Genomic DNA, 16,102 nt, shown 5'->3' with positions numbered 1-16,102 from the left:
ACGGGACGGCACAAAAGAGCAATGAAAAGGTTTACAGGAGTTTATGAAAAGGTTTACATTATTCTTGAAAAGGTTTTCATAATTGGGAACAAAGCGCGGGAGGCGACTTGTTCTAGGGGGAGGAGAAGACATGGCCGATGGAGGTTTCCATGATACGCCAGTGCTGTCCGCAGAGCGGGTAAGCAAGTCTTTTGGTGCGATACCTGTTCTGTTTAGTATCAGCTTTGATCTGCGCGCAGGGGAAGTTCATGCGTTGATTGGGGAAAACGGCGCGGGGAAATCCACGCTTATGAAAGTGATGTCTGGTTTTATCCCCGCAACCTCGGGCACTCTGCGTGTTGACGGCGAAGAGGTTAACTTGCCACCCAACGGGCAAGCAGAAGACCTTGGGATTGTTCTTATTCACCAAGAGCTAAACTTGGCCGAACAAATGACCGTTGAAGAAAATATTTTCTTAGGTCGCGAGATCGTGCGTAACGGGGTTTTGAACCGTCGGGAGATGACTGCACAGGTTCAAAAGATGTTTTCCGACGTTGGCTTAGACATCTCTCCCAAGGCGCGAATTTCGAGTCTTTCCATTGCTCAAAAGCAAATGGTTGAGATCGTCAAAGCCACTAGCCGCAATGCGCGCGTATTAATTATGGATGAACCAACAGCGGTTTTGACTGAAGCGGAAACCAGTGTTTTCTTTGAACAAGTCGCGAAGTTAAAGAAGCGTGGCACGGCGATTATGTTTGTGTCGCACAAATTGCAAGAAGTGAAAGAAATCTCGGATCGCATTACAATCTTGCGCGATGGACAATGGATCGCAACCAAGCCAGCAGATGAATTCACACTGGATTCGATGGCACAGATGATGGTTGGGCGCGAATTGTCCGATCTTTATCCGCCAATTCAAGAAGCTGATGTGGACGCGCCGCGCGTTTTGGAAGTTTCTAATTTAACGACAAAGAATGTGCGTGGCATCAGTTTTGATTTGCGAGCTGGCGAAGTTTTGGGCTTCTCGGGGCTGATTGGGTCAGGGCGCTCGGAAGTTTTTGAGTCGATTTGTGGCCTCTCGGAAATCGAAAGTGGCACGATCAAAATCGACGGCGCCGAAGTGCGGTTTTCGTCTGTGGCCCAAGCCCGCGATGCAGGCGTGGTTTACCTCACGAAAGATCGTAAATCCAAAGGCTTGCTCATGGAGCAGGGGATGCAAAAGAACATGACCCTGCTTGCGCTGCCAAAATTTGTGAAGAATTTCATGTTGGACAAAGGAGCCGAAGAGAAGGCGCTGGCACGCGGTGTGCGCCGCTTTGATATTCGCGCGCGTGACCCCAACGTCAAAGCTGGCGATTTGTCCGGCGGCAACCAACAGAAACTTCTTCTCGCCAAGGTTATGGAGTGTAATCCGCGTGTTGTTATCATCGACGAACCCACGCGCGGTATCGATGTAGGCACCAAGCAGCAGATTTATCATTTCATCGCGGCCCTCGCGGCTGAGGGAATGTCTGTGGTCGTGATTTCATCAGAGATGCCGGAAATTATCGGCATTTGCCACCGCGTTTTTGTGATGCGCGACGGGCGTATCATGGGGTCTGTGACGGGCGACGCCATTAATGAAACAGAGATCGTGCGCTATGCCGCTGGTCTGAAGGAAGAGGTGCGGGATGTCTGATTCAGCCACAACCACAGAAACAAAAAGCTGGCTTTCGTCAGTCGATTTTAAAACACTTGGGCCAGCGATCGCGTTGATATTGCTCTGTATCGTTGGATTTTCACTGAATTCAGCGTTCTTGAGTGAAGGTAATATCACCAATCTCCTCACGAGGTCCGCGTTTATCGGCATCATCGCGATTGGCGCCACATTCGTTATTACAGCTGGTGGAATTGACCTTTCGGTTGGGTCCATGGCTGCGGTTATCGCCGGCGTGATGATCATCGTGATGAACAGCGCAGTTGAAATCATGGGCACAGGTGTCGCGACGGTTCTTTTGGGCTGCGGTGTGAGTGTAATTTTGGGCGTTGGCGCTGGCTGGGCAAACGGATTTCTGACCACTAAAGGAAAAATCGAAGCCTTTATTGTCACCCTCGGGACCATGGGGATTTTCCGCTCGCTTGTGACCTATTTCGCAGACGGCGGCACCTTGTCGTTGGATTATGGCATCCGTGAAACCTATCGCCCAGTTTATTATGAGGCGTTCTTTGGGCTGCCCGTACCGGTTTGGGTGTTCATTTTTGTGTCGATCGCGGGCTGGGTTTTGCTTAACCGAACCGCCTTTGGCCGCTATTGCACGGCAATTGGCTCCTCCGAAAGCGTGGCGCGGTATTCGGCGATTAAAGTCGACCGCATCAAAACATGGACCTATGTGATCCAAGGGCTTTGCGTGGCAATGGCAACCATTATCTATGTCCCGCGTCTTGGCTCGGCCTCCTCAACGACGGGTGTCCTTTGGGAGTTGGAGGCGATTGCTGCGGTGATCATCGGCGGCACGGTCCTCAAGGGCGGCTACGGGCGGATTGGCGGCACGATTTTGGGGGCGCTGATCCTGACAACCATTGGCAATATCCTGAACTTTACGGATATGATTTCGAATTATCTGAACGGCACAATGCAAGGTCTGATTATTATTATCGCCGTTTGGTTGCAGCGCGCGGACTGGGGCAAAAAATCCAAGCCAAAATCCTAGCGTTGAAATGTGCGTCAAGGAGAGGCGCACAAAAGAAGGGGCCGGACCTAAAAAGGGCGGCTAAGATTGAAACTTAGGGAGGAAGATTATGAAACTGAAAACATCACTATTCGTCGCCGCAGTTACGGGGGCCATGGCCCTTGCCAGCGCCGCAATCGCGCAGGACCAAATTAAAATTGGGGTCTCATACCCAACGCCAACCCATGCTTGGGCGGCTGGGATGAACTGGCACGCAGAACAAGCCGAAGCGCGTCTCGAAGCTCTGTATCCAGACGTAGACCTTATCCTTGTGAACTCGCCAGATCCCGGTGCTCAGGCTTCCGCGATTGAGGATCTTGTCTCGGTTCACCAAATCGACGCACTTGTGGTCCTGCCGTTTGAGTCCGAGCCACTGACGGATCCAGTTTTGAACGTCAAAAAAACTGGCGCCCTGATCACGGTTGTGGATCGTGGCCTGAGCTTGCCCGGAATCGAAGACATTTATGTTGCGGGCAACAATCCTGAATTGGGTCGCGTGTCGGCGCAATACATGAAAACGCGTTTGAAAGAAGGCGATAACATCGTTGTTCTACGCGGGATTCCAACCATCATCGACAATGAGCGGTTCGATGCGTTCATGGCCGAAATGGAAGGCTCCGGCGTGAATATTCTCGACCACAAACACGCCAACTGGAATCGCGACGACGGTTTTGAAGTCATGCAAGACTTCCTAAGCCGTTTCCCCGATATCGATGCGGTTTGGGCCCAAGACGATGACATCGCCATCGGTGTTGTGGCGGCTTTGAAACAAGCTGGTCGCGACGGTGACGGCATGTTTGTTGTCGGCGGTGCTGGCATGAAAGAAACCATCAAATCGATCATGGATGGTGAAACATTGATACCAGTTGACGTCCTGTATCCACCAGCGATGATCGCCACGGCGATGGATGTAACCGTTGCCGCCTTCAAGTCCAACGGTCCGGTTTCTGGTCGTTATATTCTGGGTGCGACTTTGATCACGCCCGAGAACGCAGCAAGCTTCTATTTCCCCGACTCTCCTTTCTAGATTCTCCCAAGATCAGACAGTGAAGACGGGAATACGGGGGAGCCTTTCGGGGCTCCCTTTTTTGATTCGGGCTGGTTGTGAACGCTTGGAAAACCGCAGGGCAAAAAAAATGGCCTCGAAAATGCGTGAACATTTCCGAAGCCAATTTTTACAACGCAAAGCGTTGAAATGGTGGGCGATCCTGGAATCGAACCAGGCGTGAGTCGCCTCGAGGGAGTTACAGTCCCCTGCCACACCTTGCGGCCTATCGCCCAACAAGGGGTGAGATACTAGCCCTAGATTGGGGCGTCAACAGGAAAATACCTTGCATCTACACCTAGGCTCTGCGCATTGTCCGCGGCGCAATAAACTAAAGGCGGTGGACCATGGATAAACCTAAATGGGTGATTGAAAAAGAGCAGGACAAACGCTTGGCACGGGCCTCTCGCGTTTGGATGTTTGGGATTCACGCCGTGCGCGACGCTTTGCGCAACCCCAATCGGGAACGGCTGCGATTGATGGTCACCCAAAACGCGTATGATCGTTTAGAGAGTGACATCTTGGCCAGCGGCATGGAGCCGGAAATCGTGCCCACACGCAAATTTTCCGCCCCGCTTGATCCCCAGTCAGTTCACCAAGGCGCCGCATTGGAAGTTAAGCCGCTCGATTGGGGGCCGATTGAGGAAGTCTGCCTTGCTGCGGACGGTCAGGTGCCACGTGTGATCCTGTTGGACCGCGTGACGGACCCACATAACGTTGGGGCAATTCTGCGCTCTGCGGAAGTGTTTGGGGCGCGGGCCGTGATTGCACCAGAACGCCACTCGGCTCCGGAAACGGGTGCATTGGCAAAGACCGCTTCCGGCTCGCTAGAGCGTCAGCCGTATCTGCGGATTCGCAATCTCGCGGATGCCATCGAAAAACTGCAACAAATGGGCTATTTGGTTGTCGGTTTGGATGGCGATGCCGAGGAGTCTATTGAGGACGCGGTTGTCGGTATGACGGACCGTCCCATCGCTTTGGTCTTTGGGGCCGAGGGGCCTGGCTTGCGGGAAAAAACCAAGGAAACCGTTGATAAGTTAGCGAAAATTCCCTATGCGGCCGACTTCGGGTCGTTGAATGTTTCCAATGCTGCTGCGGTCGCGCTCTATGCTGTTCGCCCGAAATAGGCGCTGACGTCTTTCTCGCGGGCTGTCACGGTTGCGTTAGGGGTCTTGGGTTCTTTGCCATTTGTTGCCAAATTTAGAGCAACAGAAAGGATTCTCATGTTCTCTCGTCGCCATTTCCTCGCAATGGCGGGCGCTGCCCCGCTTGCGGCTCTCGTTGCGCCACCCGCTTTTGCGGGCAATGACTACGTGTTCAATACCCACGGGGTGGCCATCAATGGCTATGATCCCGTTGCCTATTTTACTGAAAGCAAACCCGTGCAGGGGATGATGAAATATGCGGTGAAATGGGAAGGCGCGATGTGGGTGTTTTCGTCGATGCACAACGCTGAGATCTTTATGGGGAACCCGCGTGCCTATGCTCCCAAATACGGGGGCTATTGCGCCTATGCGATGTCCAAAGGGGCTGTTGCAACCACGGAACCCGATGCATGGACGATACACAAAGACCGCTTGTACCTAAACTACAACACAACGGTTCGAAGTGTTTGGCAGGAAGATATGCCGGGCAATATCGCTCTTGCCAATGGGTTCTGGCCTTCAGCATTGATGTAGTGTGATCACGTTTTCTTGAGAAACCCTTAACATTTTGAACTCAGTACCCATTTTTTAAAGAGTAGGGTTTGGAACACCCTCGCAAATACTGTCCCTCGTTCCACACTAGCGCCCGAGCTTTCCCCAGTTCGGGCGTTTTTTCTTGTGTGAAATGGGACGATTCGAAAGGTTTTAGGGATGAAACATACAGATCAAACGCTGCGCGAAATCTTTACCGACACGAGGGTCATTGCCTGTGTTGGCATGTCGAAAAAACCGGAACGAGCGAGTTATTACGTCTCTGAGTTCCTGAAGGATAAGGGGTTTCGCATCATTCCTGTTAATCCCGTCTATGTGGGGCAGACGCTGTTGGGCGAACCCGTCCGCACCAGTTTGACGGCAATTGAGGCCGATATCCAAGTCGATATGATCGATATTTTCCGCAGAAGCGAAGATGTGTTGCCCGTTGTGGAGGAAGCCCTTGCGCGCTTTCCGAATCTCAAGGTGATTTGGATGCAGTTGGGGATAGAGAATGCGCAAGCGGCGGAACTTGCAGAGGCGCGGGGCGTTACTGTCATTCAAAACCGCTGTCCGAAAATCGAGTATCCGCGCCTGTTTGGTTAACGCGATGCCTTTTCGGAAATCCCTGACGTTCCTGCGCGGCGGGCCAATTCGGCTTCGACCTGCGCAAGGGATACGCCGCGCGACTGCAACATAACCAGCAAGTGAAAAAGCACGTCGGCGCTCTCTTTGACGAGTTCGTCTTTGTCGTTTTTTACCGCAGCAATGATCGCCTCAACGGCTTCCTCACCAAATTTCTCGGCGCATTTTTCGGGGCCTTTAGCGAGGAGTTTCGCGGTCCAGCTGCCGGTTGGGTCGGCGCTGGCACGCTCGGAAATTGTCTGGGCAAGTTTTGCGATTTCACTCATCTGTCTAGCCTCACATTGATACCATTCGCGGCCATGTATTCCTTGGCCTCGCGAATGGTGTAGTCCCCAAAGTGAAAGATCGACGCGGCAAGTACTGCGGAGGCTCCGCCCAGTGTCACACCTTCGACGAGGTGATCCAACGTGCCGACACCACCTGAGGCAATCACCGGTACAGAAACCGCATCCGAAATCGCGCGGGTAAGGGGCAAGTTGAAGCCTGCACGGGTTCCGTCACGATCCATCGAGGTGAGCAGGATTTCCCCAGCGCCCTTGGAAACAACGTTTTTCGCAAATTCAACCGCGTCAATACCGGTCGCTTTGCGGCCACCGTGGGTAAAGATTTCCCACTTGCCAGGGGACACGGTTTTCGCGTCGATGGCGACCACGATGCACTGGCTTCCGAAATGGTTTGCCGCGTCGGCGATCACGTCGGGATTGGCAACGGCGGCGGAGTTGAAGCTCACTTTATCCGCGCCAGAGAGCAGCAATTTGCGGACATCGTCACGGGTACGCACACCGCCGCCAATTGTAAGCGGCATGAAACAATGTTCCGCCGTGCGCCGCGCCAAATCATACATGGTACCGCGATTTTCGTGGGTGGCTTTGATGTCGAGGAAACACAACTCGTCGGCACCCGCAGCGTCATAGGCTTTTGCGCTTTCCACGGGGTCGCCCGCGTCGATCAAATCGACGAAGTTCACGCCTTTCACGACACGCCCTTCGGCGACATCTAGGCAAGGGATGATGCGGGTCTTGAGCATGGCGGCGGCTCCGTGGTGAAGGATTTCTTTGTCATAGGGGAAACACCGCTTCCCGACTAGGGGGCGTTAAGCGGTTTCGCCTTTTAGCACTTTGAGCGCTTGGGCCAAGTCGATCGCGCCATCATAGAGCGCACGACCGGAAATCGCACCGTTGAGGGAAGCTCCGCAATCGCGAAGCGCCCGCAGGTCGGCTAAGGAGCTGACGCCGCCTGAGGCGATAACGGGAATGGTCACCGCGCGGGCGAGGGCGGCTGTGGCTTCGACGTTGGGACCCTTCATGGCGCCATCGCGGTTGATATCGGTGTAAATGATCGCGGAAACGCCTGCATCCTCAAAGGATTTAGCGAGGTCTGTGACCATCACATCGGTTTCCGTTGCCCAGCCTTTGGTGGCCACTCGGCCATTGCGCGCGTCAATTCCAACAGCAACTTTTCCAGGGAATTCGCGGGCGGCTTCGCGCACGAGGTCGGGGTTTTCAACGGCGACGGTTCCAAGGATGACGCGGGCGAGGCCTTTGTCGATCCAGCGCGCGATGGTTGCCATGTCGCGGATGCCGCCGCCAAGTTGGGCGGGGACGCGGCATTGCTTCAGAATCGCTTCAACAGGGGCGGCGTTGACTGGCTCGCCCGCGAATGCGCCGTTTAGGTCAACCAGATGGAGCCACTCGCACCCAGCTTCAACAAACTCCAGCGCTTGGGCCGCTGGGTTTTCGTTGAAAACGGTGGTTCGGTCCATATCGCCCTTGAACAGGCGCACGGCGTTGCCGTCTTTGAGGTCGATGGCGGGATAGAGGATCATGAAACTGGCCTGTTTTGAGCTGAGTTAGCGCCTTTTGACATGGTTCTTGTGGGAAAGCAAAAGCTATGGCGCGAAAAATGCGACCCAACGTCATGGTTGATCGAAGCGAGAATTCTGGCGCAGGTTTGCTTTGAAACGGGAGGATACAGAATGAAAACACTACTTACAGCCGCAGCAGCGCTTGTTCTATCTGTCGGCGCAGGGTTTGCGGATCCGATTGACGGCACATGGAAAACCGAAGTCGATGATGGGGCCTATGCCCATATCGCCGTTGCGACCTGTGGCGACAAAATTTGCGGCGTGATTGCGCGCACCTTTGATTCTTCGGGGGAAACCAAATCGCCGAACATCGGCAAGCAGTTGGTTTGGGATATGAGCGTGAAGGGCGAGGGGGCCTATGCGGGCGGCAAAATTTGGCAACCCTCCAAAGACAAAGTGTATAAGTCCAAAATGGCTTTGAACGGCAATACGCTTAAAGTTTCGGGCTGTGTTGGCCCTATCTGTAAGAAACAAACGTGGTCGCGCGTGAATTAAGCGCCATGTGAGAAAGCCCCGCCGATTGGCGGGGCTTTTAATGTTTTAGGGTTTCCATTTCAGGAAGTTGGCAATCATCCGCAGTCCCGTTTGTTGGGATTTTTCCGGATGAAATTGCATGCCGATCAAATTGTCACGTCCGACAATCGCGGTGATTTCTTCGGCGTAATCCACATGCGCCAAACGGTGGGCACGATTTTTGACGCGGAAATGAAACGAATGGACAAAATAGGCGTGATCACCCGTCGAAATCCCCTCCAGCACTTCGTGGGGGTGATCCAAAACGAGGTCGTTCCACCCCATATGCGGGACTTTTAGCGTGGGGTCCGAAGGGGCGACTTTGACGACATCGCCGCCGATCCAATCAAATCCCGCGGTGTCTGTATACTCATGGCCTGTGGTTGAAAGCATCTGCATCCCGATGCAAATCCCCATGAAGGGGCGGCCCCGTGCAACGACGACCTCCTCTAAGGCTTCAAACAATCCCGTGTGGTCAAAAAGCTCGGCTTTGCAGGCAGGAAACGCGCCATCTCCGGGCAAGACAACTCGATCCGCCCGCAAGACATCGGCCGGGTTGGAAGTGACGATGACGTCACCCGCGTTTGTCTCGGAGGCCATGCGTTGGAACGCTTTTTCGGCCGAATGCAAGTTGCCGCTGTCATAGTCAATGATCGCCGTGAGCATTTACAACGCACCCTTTGTCGACGGAATCGCATCCGCTTTGCGCGGATCGATTTCAACCGCTTCACGCAATGCGCGGGCCACCGATTTGAAGGTCGCCTCGGCGATGTGGTGGCTGTTGAACCCGTGCAATTTGTCGACATGCAGGGTGATGCCGCCGTGGGTGCTGAGGGCCTGAAAGAATTCGCGGACCAATTCGGTGTCGAAGGTGCCAATTTTTGGCGTTGGCATGTCGACGTTCCAAATGAAATAGGGCCGTGCAGAGAGGTCCAGCGCAGTGCGGATTTGCGAGTCATCCATCGCCAACAGGAAAGACCCATAGCGTCGAATCCCTCGTTTATCACCAAGCGCTTGGCTCAAAGCCTGACCAATCGCGATTCCCACGTCCTCGACGGTGTGGTGGTCGTCGATGTGCAAATCGCCGCTGGCGCGGACGGTCAGATCGATGAGCGCGTGCCGCCCAAGTTGATCCAGCATATGATCAAAGAAGCCCACACCCGTTTTGTTGTCGTACAGTCCGGTCCCGTCGAGATTGATTTCGACCGAAATATCGGTTTCTGCAGTCTTGCGCGTAATTTTTGCGGTCCGCATGTCAGGTCTCCTAAGTTTTTTCCATCTTATAGGCGTGCAGGGCGACCAGATAAAGAGCGCACTTAACGGTGAACGAAAGCCCTCTGAATTTGTGTTCTAGGCCTCACGCCATTGGCCATTTTCGAGCCCTTCGATGGACCAATCGCCGATTCTGTAGCGGATCAGGCGCAATGTGGGGGCCCCAATATGGGCCGTCATGCGACGGACTTGGCGATTGCGGCCCTCTGAAATCGTGATCGAAAGCCAACAATCGGGCACCGTTTTGCGGAATCGAACAGGGGGGATTCGGGGCCAAAGTCCTGTTGGTTCCGTCATCCGCTCCACTTTGGCGGGTTTGGTCGGGCCATCTTTGAGGGCGACACCACGGCGCAGGTTTTCGATATCGGCGTCGCTCGGGGTGCCTTCGACTTGCACCCAATAGGTTTTTTCCATTTTGAATTTCGGGCTGGCAATCTTGTTTTGCAATTTGCCGTCGTCCGTCAAAAGCAACAGGCCTTCACTATCCCGATCAAGGCGTCCCGCAGCGTAAACTTTTGGAACTTTGATGAAATCAGAAAGGGTTTGGCGCGTACTGCCTTGCGAGCCCGCGTCCGTAAATTGCGAAAGCACATCAAAGGGTTTGTTGAAAAGGATCAGAGTCATGCCCCTAAATGCCAGAGCAAAGCGAAGGGGGCAACAGGTGGGAAAGTATAAAATTTCCTTCACATTTTATCGAATATTACCATTTTGATAAGATTTTCCCTTTATCAGGGCAATTACAACCTTCGCGCGGTAAAGTGACAGGGCAGCCCTTGCAGGTCCCTGTTGGGACTATTACTACTTCTAAGCTAAGTGGATCCGCGTTGACGTGAAGACGCAAAGAGTAGGCAGGCAAATATGAACGACCCAGTTGAGACGTATATGAACCTCGTGCCCATGGTGGTCGAGCAAACGAGTCGCGGCGAGCGCGCCTATGACATTTTCTCCCGCTTGCTCAAAGAGCGGATCATTTTCGTAAATGGCCCCGTTCATGACGGGATGAGTCAGCTTGTTGTGGCCCAGCTTTTGCACCTTGAGGCCGAAAACCCCGAGAAAGAAATCTCGATGTACATCAACAGCCCCGGCGGCGTGGTGACATCTGGATTGTCGATCTATGACACGATGCAATACATCAAACCCAAAGTGAGCACTTTGTGCATTGGGCAAGCGGCGTCTATGGGGTCACTTTTGCTTGCGGCGGGCACCAAAGGCATGCGCTATTCTCTGCCCAACAGCCGTATCATGGTGCACCAACCTTCGGGCGGATACCAAGGGCAGGCGACGGATATTCTTATCCATGCTCAGGAAACACAAAAACTCAAGGACCGCTTGAATGGCATTTATGTCAAACATACAGGTCAAGATATGAAGACCGTCGTCGACGGGCTTGAGCGTGATAATTTCATGTCTGCAGAAGAAGCTAGAGACTGGGGTCTCATTGATGAGATCGTTGAGAATCGCGAAAAAAGCGACGCATAAGGGCGCGTTGGTTTCTACCGATGCGTTAACGGCACAATGATTTTGCCGTTGTACAAGAAAATTGGCTGTCCTAAGCTAGGGCCTAAGGCAGCCTAAACAACGTTTATTACGGTTTGACTGGGCGCAATGCGGCCACCAGAGATCAAACAAAGGATCACCATGGCAAAAACGACGACTGGCGACAGCAAAAACACACTTTACTGTTCTTTCTGTGGAAAGAGTCAGCATGAGGTTCGTAAACTTATTGCAGGACCAACGGTCTTTATTTGCGATGAATGTGTTGAACTTTGCATGGACATCATCCGCGAAGAGACCAAGTCTAGCGGTCTGAAAGCCACGGATGGCGTTCCGACACCGAGTGATATTTGTGAAGTTCTTGATGATTATGTTATTGGCCAGGCGCACGCAAAGCGTGTGCTCGCCGTTGCTGTGCATAACCACTATAAACGTTTGAACCACTCCGGTGGTACAGGCGACATCGAACTTGCAAAGTCCAACATTATGTTGGTTGGCCCAACGGGTTGCGGGAAGACCTTGCTCGCGCAAACACTTGCACGCATTTTGGACGTTCCGTTCACCATGGCGGACGCCACAACCTTGACCGAAGCGGGCTATGTCGGGGAAGATGTCGAGAACATCATCCTTAAATTGCTTCAGGCCAGCGAATACAATGTTGAACGCGCGCAACGTGGCATCGTCTATATTGACGAAGTCGATAAAATTACACGCAAATCTGACAATCCGTCGATCACTCGCGATGTGTCGGGCGAGGGTGTACAGCAGGCGCTTCTGAAAATTATGGAAGGGACGGTTGCTTCCGTGCCTCCACAAGGGGGGCGTAAGCACCCACAGCAAGAATTTTTGCAGGTCGATACCACTAATATTCTGTTCATCTGTGGCGGCGCGTTTGCCGGCCTCGACAAGATCATTGCTGCCCGTGGTAAAGGTAGCGCGATGGGATTCGGTGCCGATGTCCGCAATAACGACAATCGGGGTGTTGGGGAGATTTTCCAAGAGTTGGAGCCAGAAGACCTTTTAAAGTTCGGTTTAATCCCTGAGTTTGTCGGGCGCCTGCCTGTGATTGCAACTCTTGAGGATCTTGACGCGGATGCGCTGGTGACGATTTTGACCAAGCCTAAAAATGCGCTGGTCAAACAATATCAGCTGTTGTTTGAACTTGAAAACGCGGAATTGAAGTTCACCGACGACGCCCTCAAAGCTATCGCCGGTCGCGCCATCAAACGCAAAACGGGCGCGCGGGGGCTTCGGTCCATTCTTGAAGAAATCCTTCTGGATACAATGTACGAACTCCCAGATATGGGCAGCGTAACGGAAGTGGTTGTAAACGAAGAAGCTGTCTTAAGCGACGCGTCGCCTCTTTTGGTCCATGGTGATGAAAAAGCTGAGCCCGTAAGCGCGGGCTAATGAAACTCGAGTTCTGGGAAGAGGAGTATCTCTTTCCCAGAACTATTTAACCGCTAGATACCTGATAAATTGGCTTCAGCGGCAAATTGCCTTACCTTCGCGCGTATGGACTAGACCTCAGGCGCGAGTTGCGGCATATCTACCCCAACGATTGTCGGAGACTCCTATGCGCTTTATTCTCAGCTTGATCACATGGTGGAACAGAGAAACTTTGGGGACACGTGTATTTACGTGGCGCAAAGGGACCAAAGTTGGCGAAGATGCCGCTGGTAATTTATTTTACAAAAACAAGGACGGCTCCAAACGGTGGGTCATCTTTAACGGTGATATCGACGCGAGCAAAGTTTCGCCAGATTGGCATGGTTGGCTGCATTTCACATGGAACGACACGCCGACCGATGCGCCTTTGGCTCATAAGGTTTGGGAGAAACCGCACCAAAAGAACACAACGGGCACGCTCGCGGCATATGCGCCGACAGGGTCGCTGCGGCAAGCTTCACCTGCGAGTCGCGCAGATTACGAAGCTTGGCAGCCAGAATAACAATGAGCGATTCTCCAGCTCAAATCATAGTGGGCAGTGCCGTTTTGGTTGTTGCTACAGGGTTTCTGATCTTTGCGGGACAAGCAACTGGATTTGGAAGTAGCCGCGCTGGCTATGAATTGTCTGCAAGCTTTCGTTCCGCAGAAGGTATTACCGTTGGCTCAGACGTGCGTCTTGCCGGTGTAAAAATCGGATCCGTCACCAAAATGGCCTTGAACACGCAGACATTTTTCGCGGACACTGAAATAACGCTCTTCGATGGTATCCAACTGCCGGATGATAGTGCCATAACTATTGCCTCAGAGGGTTTGTTGGGCGGTAATTTCGTTGAAGTCAGTCCCGGCGGATCACTTTCGAACTTCCAAGCCGGTGCCGAAATTGAAGATACACAAGGTGCAGTCAGTCTCATATCGTTGTTGATGAAATTTGTCTCCGGGAGCGGCGCGGAATGACCCGCTCTCTGTGTGCAGTTTTGGCTTTTTGCGCAATGCCGGCATTTGCTCAGACCATTATTGAAGAGCCCTCGCCGTCCTTTGACGAAGAGTTGGGGATCATTGGCATCACGACTGAGAACCGCAGCCTAGACGTCCTAAATTCCAACGGCGATCCTTTTCTAGAAAGCGTTGAGACTGAATCCGTCGAGCAGGTGTCTCAAGGTACGGGTGCTGTTCTGCGCGGGTTAGATCGGGTGAGTACTGAGCTTCAGGACTTTGAACTGGCGATAGGCGAAAGCTTTATGGTCGGTCCATTGCTAGTCACTTTAAAAGAGTGTCGTTACCCGCAGGACAATCCCTCTGGTGATGCATTCGCCTATCTGACTATTGAAGATCGCCTGCAGGGTGAAATCGTTTTTGAGGGCTGGATGATTGGGTCCGCTCCTGCGCTCAATGCGTTGGATCACTCGCGGTATGACGTCTGGGTGTTGCATTGCAAAACGTCTTCGGGCGACGATATCGCTCCTGCTGAGTAGAAATTCGCATCGACTCGGAGCGCAGAAAATAAGCGTTTCCGGTAGGTTTCTCTTGGAATTTCCTGTGCTCCGAGTGAGAGCAGATGGGGCGTGACAAATTGTGTGTCAAATAGGGTGAAACCGCACCGACAAAGCCTGTCTACTAGATAGGCCAGAGCGATTTTTGAGGTGTCACGGCGACGTGAGAACATGCTTTCTCCAAAAAATACTCCCCCTAATGTGACGCCGTAAACCCCGCCGACAAGGGTGTGGGTGTCCCAAACTTCGATTGAATGCGCAAAACCCAATCGATGCAGTTCTTGGTAGAGATCAAAAATTTCGGCATTGATCCATGTCTCAGCTCGATCCGCGCATGCCGCAACTGTTCCAGAAAAATCGCTGTTGATTCGAATGTCGAACGACGAGGTTCGCAAGGTACGCGCCAAACTACGTGAAATGTGAAAACCATCGACGGGAATAACTCCACGGCGGTGGGGGTCGACCCAAAATATATCAGGATTTTCGCGGCTTTCGGCCATCGGGAATACGCCAGACGCGTAGCCATTGAGCAATATTTCTGGCGTTAAAGGGTCAGACATTCCCAGTCTCAGCATATGAAAACGCCCACCCGAATAAGGGCAGGCGTGTGATTCTCAAGAAAGGTTTGCTTCGAGCCAACGTTCCAGCCAGTGGATGTCGTAATTCCCCGTTTGGATGTCTTCCTCCGCGAGCAGCATGTCAAACAGCGGCAAGGTGGTCGCGACGCCATCGACGATCAGCTCGCCTAAGGCCCGCTGCAGACGTGCGAGCGCTTCGGGGCGATCACGCCCGTGGACGATCAATTTGCCAATCAAACTGTCGTAATAAGGGGGGATCGTGTAGCCGTCATAAAGTGCGCTATCCATACGGACACCCAAGCCACCCGGCGCGTGGAATTGCGTGATACGCCCAGGGCACGGGGCGAAATTCGGTAGGCGTTCGGCGTTAATCCGTACCTCAATCGCGTGACCGTTGATGACAAGGTCATCTTGGCCAAAGGACATTTCAAGGCCAGAAGCCACCCGAATTTGCTCACGCACCAGATCAATGCCAAAAATGGCTTCGGTGACCGGATGCTCAACTTGAAGGCGGGTGTTCATTTCGATGAAATAGAACTCCCCATTTTCGTAGAGGAATTCAATCGTACCTGCGCCAACGTAATTGATCCGCGCACAGGCGTCCGCACAGACCTTACCGATTCTGTCCCGCAACTCTTGGGTGATGCTCGGGCCGGGGGCTTCCTCAAAAACTTTCTGATGGCGACGTTGGAGCGAACAATCCCGCTCGCCCAAATGCACGGCTTTGCCTTTGCCGTCGCCAAAGACTTGGATTTCGATGTGACGCGGCGTGCCGAGATACTTCTCAATATAGACTTCGTCATTGCCAAACACCGACTTGCCTTCAGAACGTGCCGTGCGGAAGGCAACTTCGAGATCGGCTGCGGATTTGGCAAGTTTCATGCCACGACCACCGCCGCCTGCTGTTGCCTTGATGATGACAGGGTAGCCAACTTCGTTTGCAACTTTTTGCGCGGTCTCGTAATCAGGGACGCCCCCGATTGAGCCAGGAACGCAAGGCACGCCAAGTTTTAACATGGTCTCTTTGGCGGTGATTTTATCGCCCATCGTGCGAATGTGTTCCGACGTCGGGCCGATGAACGCGATGTCGTGGTCTTCGAGAGCCTGCACAAATGCCGCGTTTTCAGACAGGAAGCCATAGCCGGGGTGGATCGCTTGAGCGCCTGTGATTTCACAGGCCGCAATGATGGCCGCCACATTGAGATAGCTGTCGGTGCTGGAAGGGGGGCCAATACAGATTGCTTCGTCGGCCATGCGCACATGCATGGCGTCTGAGTCCGCAGTGGAATGGACGGCGACCGATTTGATCCCCATCTCGCGACAAGCGCGGATCACGCGTAGCGCGATTTCTCCACGGTTGGCGATTAGAATTTTTTCAAACATAGGGCG

The 16,102-nt window shown here is 53.1% G+C and carries 20 protein-coding genes and 1 tRNA gene; 12 read left to right on the top strand and 9 right to left on the bottom strand.

The features are described 5' to 3' along the window. Nucleotides 1–130: 130 nt before the first annotated feature. The 3 genes from AB9F26_RS17620 to AB9F26_RS17610 all read left to right on the top strand — a co-directional run bounded on the left by AB9F26_RS17620 (nt 131) and on the right by AB9F26_RS17610 (nt 3,714). Nucleotides 131–1,657, top strand: coding sequence for a sugar ABC transporter ATP-binding protein (locus AB9F26_RS17620; protein WP_369768618.1), 1,527 nt, complete (start codon nt 131–133; stop codon nt 1,655–1,657). Beyond that, the gene (locus tag AB9F26_RS17615) at nt 1,650–2,669 is read left to right on the top strand and encodes an ABC transporter permease (protein ID WP_335585765.1); all 1,020 of its coding nucleotides are present in this window, start codon (nt 1,650–1,652) and stop codon (nt 2,667–2,669) included. Before AB9F26_RS17620 ends, AB9F26_RS17615 begins: the two co-directional genes overlap by 8 nt. A gap of 88 nt (nt 2,670–2,757) precedes the next feature. Beyond that, the gene (locus tag AB9F26_RS17610) at nt 2,758–3,714 is read left to right on the top strand and encodes a substrate-binding domain-containing protein (protein ID WP_335585764.1); all 957 of its coding nucleotides are present in this window, start codon (nt 2,758–2,760) and stop codon (nt 3,712–3,714) included. A 169-nt stretch (nt 3,715–3,883) separates the two neighbouring features. On the opposite strand, the gene AB9F26_RS17605 is transcribed toward AB9F26_RS17610, so the two are convergent. Next, nucleotides 3,884–3,967, bottom strand: a tRNA-Tyr gene (locus AB9F26_RS17605). A gap of 112 nt (nt 3,968–4,079) precedes the next feature. Here AB9F26_RS17605 and rlmB point away from each other — a divergent pair. The 3 genes from rlmB to AB9F26_RS17590 all read left to right on the top strand — a co-directional run bounded on the left by rlmB (nt 4,080) and on the right by AB9F26_RS17590 (nt 6,014). Then, nucleotides 4,080–4,859, top strand: a complete 780-nt coding sequence (gene rlmB / locus AB9F26_RS17600) for a 23S rRNA (guanosine(2251)-2'-O)-methyltransferase RlmB (RefSeq protein ID WP_335585763.1) — start codon at nt 4,080–4,082, stop codon at nt 4,857–4,859. Between the two features lie 96 nt (nt 4,860–4,955). Next, nucleotides 4,956–5,411 carry a YHS domain-containing (seleno)protein gene (locus tag AB9F26_RS17595; RefSeq protein WP_369768617.1) on the top strand — a complete coding sequence of 152 codons (456 nt, stop codon included), beginning with the start codon at nt 4,956–4,958 and terminating at the stop codon, nt 5,409–5,411. 177 nt (nt 5,412–5,588) lie between these two features. Further along, entirely contained in the window at nt 5,589–6,014 is a 426-nt protein-coding gene (locus AB9F26_RS17590) for a CoA-binding protein (protein ID WP_369756591.1), read from the top strand. Here the strand turns inward: AB9F26_RS17590 and AB9F26_RS17585 are convergent. The 3 genes from AB9F26_RS17585 to hisA form a co-directional block, all read right to left on the bottom strand. Further along, nucleotides 6,011–6,319 carry a phosphoribosyl-ATP diphosphatase gene (locus AB9F26_RS17585; protein ID WP_369756590.1) on the bottom strand — a complete coding sequence of 103 codons (309 nt, stop codon included), beginning with the start codon at nt 6,317–6,319 and terminating at the stop codon, nt 6,011–6,013. The two genes, AB9F26_RS17590 and AB9F26_RS17585, sit on opposite strands and share 4 nt — an antisense overlap. Then, nucleotides 6,316–7,080, bottom strand: coding sequence for an imidazole glycerol phosphate synthase subunit HisF (gene hisF, locus AB9F26_RS17580; protein WP_039002543.1), 765 nt, complete (start codon nt 7,078–7,080; stop codon nt 6,316–6,318). The genes AB9F26_RS17585 and hisF overlap by 4 nt, the downstream gene beginning before the upstream one ends. Nucleotides 7,081–7,146: 66 nt before the next feature. Next, nucleotides 7,147–7,878 carry a 1-(5-phosphoribosyl)-5-[(5-phosphoribosylamino)methylideneamino]imidazole-4-carboxamide isomerase gene (gene hisA / locus AB9F26_RS17575; RefSeq protein ID WP_369768616.1) on the bottom strand — a complete coding sequence of 244 codons (732 nt, stop codon included), beginning with the start codon at nt 7,876–7,878 and terminating at the stop codon, nt 7,147–7,149. Between the two features lie 150 nt (nt 7,879–8,028). Between hisA and AB9F26_RS17570 the strand changes: the two genes are divergently transcribed. After that, on the top strand, nt 8,029–8,412 hold the full coding sequence (locus AB9F26_RS17570; protein WP_369768615.1) for a DUF2147 domain-containing protein: 384 nt from the start codon (nt 8,029–8,031) through the stop codon (nt 8,410–8,412). 45 nt (nt 8,413–8,457) lie between these two features. Here the strand turns inward: AB9F26_RS17570 and hisH are convergent, their stop codons facing one another. The 3 genes from hisH to AB9F26_RS17555 form a co-directional block, all read right to left on the bottom strand. Further along, on the bottom strand, nt 8,458–9,096 hold the full coding sequence (gene hisH / locus AB9F26_RS17565) for an imidazole glycerol phosphate synthase subunit HisH (RefSeq protein ID WP_335585758.1): 639 nt from the start codon (nt 9,094–9,096) through the stop codon (nt 8,458–8,460). Continuing rightward, on the bottom strand, nt 9,097–9,684 hold the full coding sequence (gene hisB / locus AB9F26_RS17560) for an imidazoleglycerol-phosphate dehydratase HisB (protein WP_335585757.1): 588 nt from the start codon (nt 9,682–9,684) through the stop codon (nt 9,097–9,099). It lies immediately after the preceding gene. Between the two features lie 96 nt (nt 9,685–9,780). After that, nucleotides 9,781–10,326 carry a pseudouridine synthase gene (locus AB9F26_RS17555; RefSeq protein ID WP_369768614.1) on the bottom strand — a complete coding sequence of 182 codons (546 nt, stop codon included), beginning with the start codon at nt 10,324–10,326 and terminating at the stop codon, nt 9,781–9,783. A 234-nt stretch (nt 10,327–10,560) separates the two neighbouring features. Between AB9F26_RS17555 and AB9F26_RS17550 the strand changes: the two genes are divergently transcribed. The 5 genes from AB9F26_RS17550 (at nt 10,561) to AB9F26_RS17530 (ending at nt 14,117) form a co-directional block, all read left to right on the top strand. Then, a complete protein-coding gene (locus AB9F26_RS17550) occupies nt 10,561–11,181 on the top strand; it encodes an ATP-dependent Clp protease proteolytic subunit (protein WP_039002536.1) in 621 nt (206 codons plus the stop codon). 159 nt (nt 11,182–11,340) lie between these two features. Continuing rightward, nucleotides 11,341–12,606 (top strand): ATP-dependent Clp protease ATP-binding subunit ClpX, encoded by a 1,266-nt coding sequence (gene clpX, locus AB9F26_RS17545; protein ID WP_039002609.1) that lies wholly within the window; start codon nt 11,341–11,343, stop codon nt 12,604–12,606. Between the two features lie 166 nt (nt 12,607–12,772). Beyond that, nucleotides 12,773–13,147 carry an NADH:ubiquinone oxidoreductase subunit NDUFA12 gene (locus tag AB9F26_RS17540; RefSeq protein WP_369756587.1) on the top strand — a complete coding sequence of 125 codons (375 nt, stop codon included), beginning with the start codon at nt 12,773–12,775 and terminating at the stop codon, nt 13,145–13,147. Nucleotides 13,148–13,149: 2 nt separating this feature from the next. Beyond that, complete coding sequence (gene mlaD / locus AB9F26_RS17535; protein WP_335585754.1) at nt 13,150–13,599, top strand: outer membrane lipid asymmetry maintenance protein MlaD; 450 nt, start codon at nt 13,150–13,152, stop codon at nt 13,597–13,599. Beyond that, the gene (locus AB9F26_RS17530; RefSeq protein ID WP_369768613.1) at nt 13,596–14,117 is read left to right on the top strand and encodes a DUF2155 domain-containing protein; all 522 of its coding nucleotides are present in this window, start codon (nt 13,596–13,598) and stop codon (nt 14,115–14,117) included. Before mlaD ends, AB9F26_RS17530 begins: the two co-directional genes overlap by 4 nt. Here the strand turns inward: AB9F26_RS17530 and aat are convergent. Together aat and accC are read right to left on the bottom strand one after the other, a co-directional pair. Next, nucleotides 14,045–14,695 carry a leucyl/phenylalanyl-tRNA--protein transferase gene (gene aat / locus AB9F26_RS17525; RefSeq protein ID WP_369768612.1) on the bottom strand — a complete coding sequence of 217 codons (651 nt, stop codon included), beginning with the start codon at nt 14,693–14,695 and terminating at the stop codon, nt 14,045–14,047. The two genes, AB9F26_RS17530 and aat, sit on opposite strands and share 73 nt — an antisense overlap. A gap of 54 nt (nt 14,696–14,749) precedes the next feature. Beyond that, complete coding sequence (accC, locus tag AB9F26_RS17520) at nt 14,750–16,096, bottom strand: acetyl-CoA carboxylase biotin carboxylase subunit (RefSeq protein ID WP_039002529.1); 1,347 nt, start codon at nt 16,094–16,096, stop codon at nt 14,750–14,752. Nucleotides 16,097–16,102: the final 6 nt, after the last annotated feature.

It is taken from the genome of Falsihalocynthiibacter sp. BN13B15, assembly GCF_041205415.1.
Taxonomy (GTDB): domain Bacteria; phylum Pseudomonadota; class Alphaproteobacteria; order Rhodobacterales; family Rhodobacteraceae; genus Falsihalocynthiibacter; species Falsihalocynthiibacter arcticus.
Note: the sequence above shows the minus strand (reverse complement) of the source record. Positions and strands in the feature narration are given on the sequence as shown.

Excerpts from the sequence above, each read along its gene's own strand:
- hisA (WP_369768616.1), bottom strand. The coding sequence starts at position 7,878 with ATGATCCTCTATCCCGCCATCGACCTCAAAGACGGCAACGCCGTGCGC.
- AB9F26_RS17570 (WP_369768615.1), top strand. The coding sequence starts at position 8,029 with ATGAAAACACTACTTACAGCCGCAGCAGCGCTTGTTCTATCTGTCGGC.
- aat (WP_369768612.1), bottom strand. The coding sequence starts at position 14,695 with ATGTCTGACCCTTTAACGCCAGAAATATTGCTCAATGGCTACGCGTCT.
- AB9F26_RS17555 (WP_369768614.1), bottom strand. The coding sequence starts at position 10,326 with ATGACTCTGATCCTTTTCAACAAACCCTTTGATGTGCTTTCGCAATTT.
- AB9F26_RS17590 (WP_369756591.1), top strand. The coding sequence starts at position 5,589 with ATGAAACATACAGATCAAACGCTGCGCGAAATCTTTACCGACACGAGG.
- clpX (WP_039002609.1), top strand. The coding sequence starts at position 11,341 with ATGGCAAAAACGACGACTGGCGACAGCAAAAACACACTTTACTGTTCT.
- AB9F26_RS17615 (WP_335585765.1), top strand. The coding sequence starts at position 1,650 with ATGTCTGATTCAGCCACAACCACAGAAACAAAAAGCTGGCTTTCGTCA.
- AB9F26_RS17585 (WP_369756590.1), bottom strand. The coding sequence starts at position 6,319 with ATGAGTGAAATCGCAAAACTTGCCCAGACAATTTCCGAGCGTGCCAGC.
- hisF (WP_039002543.1), bottom strand. The coding sequence starts at position 7,080 with ATGCTCAAGACCCGCATCATCCCTTGCCTAGATGTCGCCGAAGGGCGT.
- hisH (WP_335585758.1), bottom strand. The coding sequence starts at position 9,096 with ATGCTCACGGCGATCATTGACTATGACAGCGGCAACTTGCATTCGGCC.
- accC (WP_039002529.1), bottom strand. The coding sequence starts at position 16,096 with ATGTTTGAAAAAATTCTAATCGCCAACCGTGGAGAAATCGCGCTACGC.
- AB9F26_RS17595 (WP_369768617.1), top strand. The coding sequence starts at position 4,956 with ATGTTCTCTCGTCGCCATTTCCTCGCAATGGCGGGCGCTGCCCCGCTT.
- AB9F26_RS17530 (WP_369768613.1), top strand. The coding sequence starts at position 13,596 with ATGACCCGCTCTCTGTGTGCAGTTTTGGCTTTTTGCGCAATGCCGGCA.
- hisB (WP_335585757.1), bottom strand. The coding sequence starts at position 9,684 with ATGCGGACCGCAAAAATTACGCGCAAGACTGCAGAAACCGATATTTCG.
- rlmB (WP_335585763.1), top strand. The coding sequence starts at position 4,080 with ATGGATAAACCTAAATGGGTGATTGAAAAAGAGCAGGACAAACGCTTG.
- AB9F26_RS17620 (WP_369768618.1), top strand. The coding sequence starts at position 131 with ATGGCCGATGGAGGTTTCCATGATACGCCAGTGCTGTCCGCAGAGCGG.
- AB9F26_RS17550 (WP_039002536.1), top strand. The coding sequence starts at position 10,561 with ATGAACGACCCAGTTGAGACGTATATGAACCTCGTGCCCATGGTGGTC.
- AB9F26_RS17540 (WP_369756587.1), top strand. The coding sequence starts at position 12,773 with ATGCGCTTTATTCTCAGCTTGATCACATGGTGGAACAGAGAAACTTTG.
- mlaD (WP_335585754.1), top strand. The coding sequence starts at position 13,150 with ATGAGCGATTCTCCAGCTCAAATCATAGTGGGCAGTGCCGTTTTGGTT.
- AB9F26_RS17610 (WP_335585764.1), top strand. The coding sequence starts at position 2,758 with ATGAAACTGAAAACATCACTATTCGTCGCCGCAGTTACGGGGGCCATG.